Below are 7,327 nucleotides of genomic sequence, written 5' to 3' on the forward strand. Positions count from 1 at the left end.
CTACCGGGCCGCCCGGACCGGCACGGTCAGCCCGGCGTGCGCCGCCGTCACCGGTACCGCCCCGGCCGCCGCACGCGCCGCCTCGAACGACTCGGCGTCGTCGTACCCGAGCAGGTGGCTGACGACCAGCCGGCCCACTCCGGCCTCGGCGGCCAACCGGCCGGTGAGCTCGGCGGTCAGGTGGCCGTGCTCGGCCAGCATGGCCGGGTCGGCCTCCAGGTAGGTGGCCTCGCAAACGAACACGTCGGCGCCGGTCGCGGCCGCCAGCACGCCGTCGCACCAGCCGGTGTCGGATGAGAACGCCAGCGTCCGGTCGTCCAGCGCGAAGCGCAGCGACGCGCTCGGCACCGCGTGCCGGGCCCGGAACGCGGTCAGCGTGATGCCGTCCGCGACCGCCACCTCGGTACGGCCGTCCCGCTCCAGCGGCCGGATGTCGAACGCGGTGGCGAGCGGCCGGCCGACCACCGGGTCGGTCGGCACCGCCACCCACTCGTCCAGCGCGGCCAGCGTGCCGGTGCTGTCCTCCGGTACCCACAGCGGGATCCGGGCCGGCGGCGTCTTCGTCAGCAGCCGGGTGAAGGCCAGCGGCACCACGTCGAACATGTGGTCCTGGTGCAGGTGGGTGAGCACGACCCCGTCGAGGCGGTGCTCCAGACCGCGCGACACCAGCTCGGTGACGATGCCCGGCCCGCAGTCGACGAGGACCGTCGAGCCCGCGTGCCGCACCAGGTAGCCGGAGCAGGCCGAGTCCGCGTCCGGCCGGCCGGCCCGGAAGCCGAGCACCGTCAGTGTCGTGTCGTTCACCGATCCTCCTCGGTTGTGGATGCCACCAGGCCGGGGCGCGCGGCGGCGGGCGCGGTGCCGCCGACCACGCGGCGGGCCCCGGCGGTCTGTTCCAGGCTGCGGTTCTTGGTCTCCGGCGCCAGCACCACGGTGATCACCAGGCCGAGCACCCCGGCCGCGACGAACAGCCACAGCGCGCCGCTCACGCCCCACGCGTCCACCAGGTCGGGGAAGACGAGCACGCCGAGGATCGCGCCGAGCCGGCTCACCGCAGTGCCCAGGCCGGTGCCGGCGGCGCGCAACTCGGTCGGGAAGAGCTCGGTGCAGTAGACCATGTCCAGCGTGCCCGGACCCATGTTGGAGAACAGGATCGCCATCGCGAACAGCACCACGATCAGCGCCAGCGCCGGCGCGTGGGCCAGCGCCAGCACCACCAGCACCGCCGTCTCGCCGGCGAACGCCGTGATCAGCACCGGCCGCCGGCCCCACGAGTCGACGAACGCGACCGCGATCGCCGCGCCCACCACGCCGAGCAGCGCGATGATGGCCGATCCGAGGTACGCGGCCAGCTGCGTCGAGCCGCCGAGCCCGGTCAGGATCGTCGGGCTGTACATCTGGATCCCGTAGTACGCCACGTCGTGCGCGAACCAGAACACGCAGACGAAGATCGTGGCACCGGCCAGCCCGCGGGCGAACAGCCGTCGCCACGAGGCGCCGCCGGCAGCGGCGGGACCGTCGGGCCCGACCTGCGGCTCCGGCAGTACCACGTCCTCCGGCGCGACCGCCGTGCCGCTGCCGGACACCACCTTCGCGATGACCCGCCGCGCCTCGTCGTGCCGGCCCTGCGCGATGAGGTACCGCGGCGACTCCGGAATGCTGGTCCTGAAGGCCAGCGTGACCAGCGCGAGCACCGCGCCGACGAGCAGCATCCAGCGCCAGGCGCTGGGGCCGATGGGCAGGAACGCCACACCCACCAGGTACGCGGCCAGCGCGCCGACGTTCCACATCAGACTGAGCGCCACGACCAGCCGGCCGCGGTCGCGCACGGCGCCGAACTCGGCGGTCAGCGACGAGGAGATCGGGTAGTCCGCGCCGAGACACAGCCCGAGCAGGAAGCGGGCGGCGACCAGCTCCCACACGTTCTGGGACAGCGCGGCCAGCGCGGCGAACACCACGAAGCCGATCAGGTCGACCAGGTACATCTTCTTGCGGCCGAGCCGGTCGGCGATCCGGCCGAAGACCAGCGCGCCGACGAACATCCCGACGATGGCCGAGCAGCTGGTGACGCCGGACGTGAACGGGGTGAACGTCCACGACTTCTTCAGCACCGGCAGCGCGACGGCGATCACCGTCAGGTCGAAGCCGTCGAGGAACATGCCGATCGACGACAGCAGGGTGAGCTTGCGGCGGAACCCCGAGAGGTCCGCCAGGTCGAGGGTGGTGGCCGCCATCGCCCGGTCTCCGTCCGGTAGGCCTTCGACTGCGAATTATCAGTCTGGAATGAGAAATTACCATCAACGAAGTTAAAATCAAGGTGGTAATTTCATGGCATGAGAAGCCGCAAGGACCCGGCGTCCCGCCAGCAGGACCTGGCCGAGCACATCCTGCGGGTCGGCACGGCCACCGCCCAGGAGCTGGCCGAACGCTTCGGAGTCAGCCTCGTCACCGCCCACCGCGACCTCGACGAGCTGGCCAAACGCGGGCTGGTGCGCAAGTTCCACGGTGGCGTGACCGCCCAGCCGTCCAGCGTCTTCGAGAGCAACGTGACCTACCGGCGCCAGCTGGCCGTCGCGGAGAAGCGGGCCATCGCGCGCGCCGCGGTGGAGCTGATCGAGCCCGGCATGTCCGTCCTGTTCGATGACTCCACCACCACACTGGTGCTGGCCGAAATGGCCGTCGACATCGACCCGCTCACCGTCATCACGAACTTCGCACCGATCATCCAGCTGATGATGGGCCGCAAGAACATCCGCCTGATCGCGCTGGGCGGCGAGTACAACGAGGCGCACGACGCGTTCATCGGCTCACCGTGCACCGCGTCGGCCCGGGCGCTCCACTCCGATCTCGGCTTCTACTCGTTCGCCGGGGTCTCCGACGGCGGCGTCTACCACCAGGAGCAGGAGATCGTGGTGACCAAGCGGGCGCTGCTGTCCGTCGCCACCCACCGCGTCCTGCTCGTCGACCACGCCAAGCTCGGCCGCACCGCCCTGCACCGCGTCGCCGACCTCGCGGACTTCGCCCGCGCCGTCACCGACCCCGGCGCCCCGCCCGACGCCATGGCCGCCCTCACCGACCACGACGTCCCCACCACGGTCGCCGGTGCGGGCTGACCGGCCGGAGCACCCTCCCATCGCACGATCAGGTGGCGGCCGGTCTTTCACGGCCCGGACATGGGCCAAGATAGGCGGCGGCGGAGAGGAGCCCCGTGGCCGACCATCGGATGACCGCGACGTCGTACCTCGTGCTCGGGCTGCTGTCCGACGGCCCCGCGACGAGTTATGACCTCAAGCGCAAGGTCGCCGTGAGCGTCGGCAACTTCTGGGAGTTCGCGCACTCCCAGCTCTATGACGAACCGATGCGCCTGGTCGACGCCGGGCTGGTCGACGTGGAGACCGAGACGGGCGGCCGGCGGCGCCGCACCTACCGCATCACCGCCGCCGGCCGGGCCGCGCTGGCCGACTGGCTCGCCGAGCCCACACCCGACCGGACCGACGTGCGCGATCCGGGCCTGCTCAAGCTCTTCTTCGCCCGGCACGCCCGGCCCTGCGACATCCGCCACCTCGCGGTCGACCAGCGTCGTTCCCACCGCGAGCGCGCCGATGAGTACGAGCGGATCCACCGGGCGTTCGGCGGCGCCATCGACCGGTGGCAGCTCAAGTCCCTCGAGCTCGGCATCCGCTACGAGCGCACGGTCGAGGGCTTCTGGGCCGAGCTGCTCGGCGATCTGCCGGAGGCCTGAGGCCCCACGGCGCGCGACGGGTCCCGGCCCGCAGCTCAGCCGCCCCGGTCACTCGGGCTCACGGCGACCGCGACCCCGTACGCCTCGGGCAGCCAGGCGCCGGGCTGGGCGCAGGTGCACAGGCCGTGGACGGTGATCGCCTGCGCGCGGACCACGGTGTACTCCGCCGGGCTCCGCGCCGGGCGGACCCGGTTGCAGGTCAGGCACAGCAAAGCCTTCTCCCCCCTGCCCGCGACCCGCCACCGGGAACGCCCCTCTCCCTGAGGCGTCCCGGCGGCGGGCGCTGGCGCGGCGCGCCGGACCCGTCCCCTCAAACGGCTCCGGGCGGACCGCCGTCGTGCGGCTGCGTCCGGGCGAAAAGTCGTCACCCGCCGTGCCGCGACACGCACACTAGGTGAGGCCGGGTTGCAAACACGTTGCACTCACCCGATAGCAGCATGTGACAAATACCAGGTGATGGTTTTACGTATCGGGTTGCAACCTGAGCCGTCGGCACGGATGCTCGTAGAACCAGAGCCCCATGGAGACGCCCTTGACGCGGAGCAGTAAGGCACGCGATCCGATCGCCGCCCGCCCCATGGTCACCGACTCGTGGCGACGTTCGCTGGCCGCGGGTGTCGACCCCGACCAGGCGTCGGCCCCGCTGGTGTTCGACGCCGACATGGTCGCGGGCGTGCGCCGGTCCCACCCGCTCGACCGGCACCTGGGCATGCTGCGCGAGTCCCTGCGCGGGATGGCCGACGCGTCCGCCCACCTCATGGTGATCGCCGACGCCGACGGCCACGTGCTGTGGAGCGAGGGGCCGGGCGCCGTACGCCGCCGGGCCGACCGCATCGGCCTGGCCGAGGGATTCGGCTGGGCCGAGGAGGCGATCGGCACCAACGGCATCGGCACGGCGCTGAGCGTCGGCGGGCCCGTGTACATCCGGGCCACCGAGCACCTCGTCCAGGTCCTGCACACCTGGTCGTGCGTTGCCGCGCCGATCACCGACCCCGACACCGGCCTGGTGATCGGCTGCGTCGACATCAGCGGCACGAAGAGCGCCCTGCACCCGGCCGTCGTCGCGCTCGTCCGGGCGGCGGCCCGGCTGACCGAGGCGCAGCTCACGGTGGAGATGAACCGCCGTGACGAACGTCTGCGCGCCCGCCACCTCCACCGCCTGCGCGGCGACAGCCGGGTGCTGGTGACGACGACCGGGCGGGTGCTGGCGGCCGATCCCGACCGCTGGCGCGACCGGCGCATCGTCATCCCGGAGGCGGGGCGGGTGACGTTGCCGGACGGCCGCACCGCGATCGCGGAGGCCCTCGGCTCGGCGTTCCTGCTCCGTACGGTCGAAAGCGGACGGCCCACGCTCAAGCTGCGGCTGCTCGGCGAGCAGCAGCCGTGCGCCGTCCTCGACGGCCGGAGCATCCCCCTGTCACTGCGCCACGCCGAGCTGCTCGCGCTGATGGTGCTGCACCCGCGCGGCCTGACCTGCGAGCAGTCCTCGTACCACCTCTATGGCGACGAGGGCAATCCGGTGACGGTGCGCGCGGAGATCCACCGGCTGCGCGGCCAGCTCGGCGACGTGGTGCGGGCCAAGCCGTACCGCCTCGACTGCGACGTCGAGGCCGACTTCCTCAACGTGCGACGGCTGCTCGGCTCGGGCAACGTCGCCGGCGCCGTACGCCTGTACGCCGGGCCGTTGCTGCCACGCTCGGAGTCGACGGCGATCAAGATCGAGCGGGACGACCTCGGCACCCAGCTACGCCGGCAGTTGCTGCACCGCGGCGACGTGGACGACCTGTGGGCCTACACCCAGACGGGCGACGACGACCTGGAGATCCTCGGCCGGCTCGCCGCCGCACTGCCACCCGGAGATCCTCGCCGAGTGGCGGCGCAGCTACGCGAACACCGTGTGCTGTCCGACGGCTAGGCGTTGTTCTCCTGGGGCTCTTCGACCATGTCGTCGAACTCGCCGTCCTTGACCCCGAGAATGAAGGCCTCCCATTCGTTCGGGGTGTAATAGAGCGCGTCGCCGTCGGGCTTGCTCGAGTCGCGCATGACGACCATGCGATCGGCGTGCTTGTGCTTGATCGGCACGTCCTTGCCGTCGACGAACAGGATCTCGACGGCCCCGGATTCCTCGGTCATGCGGGCCTCTTCTGTTTGCGGGGAAGACGGGCGCCGGCGTCGTGCCGCAGGTCGCCCCGGGGCCAAGGCTATAGTCCGCGCGGTCTCGCGGCGGGGAGAACGGGATGCCGGTCCGATCCTCTACAGTTACCGACGGGTAATAACGGATGCGAGAGAGGCCATGATGATCGATCTGCGGCGCGAGGGCGACGTGTACGTCCTGCGGTTCGACGACGGGGAGAACCGCTTCAGCCCGGAGTTCCTGGACGCGCTGTCCGCGATCCTCGACGAGCTGGCCGACGCGCCGGCGCCCAAGGCGCTCGTGACGACCGGCACCGGCAAGTTCTACTCGAACGGCCTCGATCTGGACTGGCTCAGTGCCGACGCCGAGCGGTGGGGCCCGTACCTCGAACGCGTGCACGGCCTGTTCGCCCGGATGCTGACGCTGCCGCTGCCGACGGTCGCGGCGGTCAACGGGCACGCGTTCGCCGCCGGCGCGATGCTGTCCCTGACCCACGACTACCGCGTGATGCGCGCCGACCGGGGATGGTTCTGCCTGCCGGAGGTGGACCTCGGGCTGCCGTTCACCCCGGGCATGAGCGCGCTGCTCCAGGCACGGCTGCCGAGGCTCACCGCGCACGAGGCCATGGTCACCGGCCGCCGGTACGGCGGTGAGGACGCCGTCGCCGCGGGCATCGCCCACCAGGCGGTATCCGAGTCGGAGCTCACCGCGGCCGCGCTCGCCCTCGCCGCCCCGCTCGCGACCAAGGACGGCGCCACGATCGCCCGAATCCGTACGGATCTGCACCGACCCGTCCTCGATGCGCTGGCGTGAGCTTTACAAAGCATTTCCGGTAGGTATAGTAGGCATTGTGGTTCGGCGCCTTAGCGGCAGCCATCGCTTCGCCGATCCCGGCACACCGTCTCGACAGGTCCTCTGCGCGTCCGGACCGAGACGGCGAAGGACCGGTCCCGAGTGGCAGCGGGACCGGTCCTCGGCGTTCAGGCGCCGAGCAGGGCCAGGAGGCGGCCGGCCTGGCGTACGGCGGTGCCAGGCGGGTTGCGCGGGTGCTCGGGATCGTCCGACAGCACGGACAGGAACCAGAACAGCGCCAGCAGCCGCCGGCACTCGCGAAGCCGCGCCGTCTCCGCGGGCGTCAGCTCGAACCGCGACAAGAGCGCCGGCGCGTCGAGACCGTCGTCCACCCACACGCTGATGTGCTCGACCACCTCGGCCAATTCGTAGGCGCGGTCGCTCAGCCCGGAGTACTCGAAGTCCACGACCCGGACCCGGGCGCCGTCCCACAGATAGTTGGCCAGGTTGCCGTCCCCGAGCCCGAAGACCGGCGTGAGCTCGGCGGCGAAGACGTCATCCAGCCGAGGGCGGCCGGCCCAGTCGGTGACCGCGTCGAAGGCCCGCGCCACGAGCGGGTCCCCGCCCGGCGGCGGCCGCCGCGCGCAGCGGCCTCGCAG

Annotated in this window: 9 protein-coding genes; 4 read left to right on the forward strand and 5 right to left on the reverse strand. The window is 71.8% G+C overall.

Translation table 11 applies throughout. From position 1 onward, the window contains the following. Together ACFFNX_RS36180 and ACFFNX_RS36185 are read right to left on the reverse strand one after the other, a co-directional pair. Nucleotides 1-804, reverse strand: a complete 804-nt coding sequence (locus ACFFNX_RS36180) for an MBL fold metallo-hydrolase (RefSeq protein WP_378210506.1) — start codon at nucleotides 802-804, stop codon at nucleotides 1-3. Beyond that, nucleotides 801-2,234, reverse strand: coding sequence for an MFS transporter (locus ACFFNX_RS36185; protein WP_378210507.1), 1,434 nt, complete (start codon nucleotides 2,232-2,234; stop codon nucleotides 801-803). The genes ACFFNX_RS36180 and ACFFNX_RS36185 overlap by 4 nt, the downstream gene beginning before the upstream one ends. A 99-nt stretch (nucleotides 2,235-2,333) precedes the next feature. Between ACFFNX_RS36185 and ACFFNX_RS36190 the strand changes: the two genes are divergently transcribed. Then, entirely contained in the window at nucleotides 2,334-3,113 is a 780-nt protein-coding gene (locus tag ACFFNX_RS36190) for a DeoR/GlpR family DNA-binding transcription regulator (RefSeq protein ID WP_378210508.1), read from the forward strand. A 95-nt stretch (nucleotides 3,114-3,208) separates the two neighbouring features. Next, entirely contained in the window at nucleotides 3,209-3,742 is a 534-nt protein-coding gene (locus tag ACFFNX_RS36195) for a PadR family transcriptional regulator (protein ID WP_378210509.1), read from the forward strand. A gap of 35 nt (nucleotides 3,743-3,777) precedes the next feature. Here the strand turns inward: ACFFNX_RS36195 and ACFFNX_RS36200 are convergent, their stop codons facing one another. Continuing rightward, on the reverse strand, nucleotides 3,778-3,954 hold the full coding sequence (locus ACFFNX_RS36200) for a hypothetical protein (RefSeq protein WP_378210510.1): 177 nt from the start codon (nucleotides 3,952-3,954) through the stop codon (nucleotides 3,778-3,780). Nucleotides 3,955-4,274: 320 nt separating this feature from the next. On the opposite strand from ACFFNX_RS36200, the gene ACFFNX_RS36205 reads away from it, so the two are divergent. Then, complete coding sequence (locus ACFFNX_RS36205; protein WP_378210511.1) at nucleotides 4,275-5,657, forward strand: helix-turn-helix domain-containing protein; 1,383 nt, start codon at nucleotides 4,275-4,277, stop codon at nucleotides 5,655-5,657. On the opposite strand, the gene ACFFNX_RS36210 is transcribed toward ACFFNX_RS36205, so the two are convergent. After that, nucleotides 5,654-5,875, reverse strand: a complete 222-nt coding sequence (locus tag ACFFNX_RS36210; protein ID WP_378210512.1) for a DUF397 domain-containing protein — start codon at nucleotides 5,873-5,875, stop codon at nucleotides 5,654-5,656. The two genes, ACFFNX_RS36205 and ACFFNX_RS36210, sit on opposite strands and share 4 nt — an antisense overlap. A 163-nt stretch (nucleotides 5,876-6,038) precedes the next feature. Between ACFFNX_RS36210 and ACFFNX_RS36215 the strand changes: the two genes are divergently transcribed. Continuing rightward, nucleotides 6,039-6,689, forward strand: a complete 651-nt coding sequence (locus ACFFNX_RS36215; RefSeq protein ID WP_378210514.1) for an enoyl-CoA hydratase/isomerase family protein — start codon at nucleotides 6,039-6,041, stop codon at nucleotides 6,687-6,689. A gap of 167 nt (nucleotides 6,690-6,856) precedes the next feature. Here the strand turns inward: ACFFNX_RS36215 and ACFFNX_RS36220 are convergent. Then, the coding region (locus ACFFNX_RS36220) for a phosphotransferase family protein (protein ID WP_378210513.1) at nucleotides 6,857-7,327 on the reverse strand (471 nt) is incomplete at its 5' end.

Source organism: Actinoallomurus acaciae, assembly GCF_042429965.1.
GTDB lineage: Bacteria > Actinomycetota > Actinomycetes > Streptosporangiales > Streptosporangiaceae > Actinoallomurus > Actinoallomurus acaciae.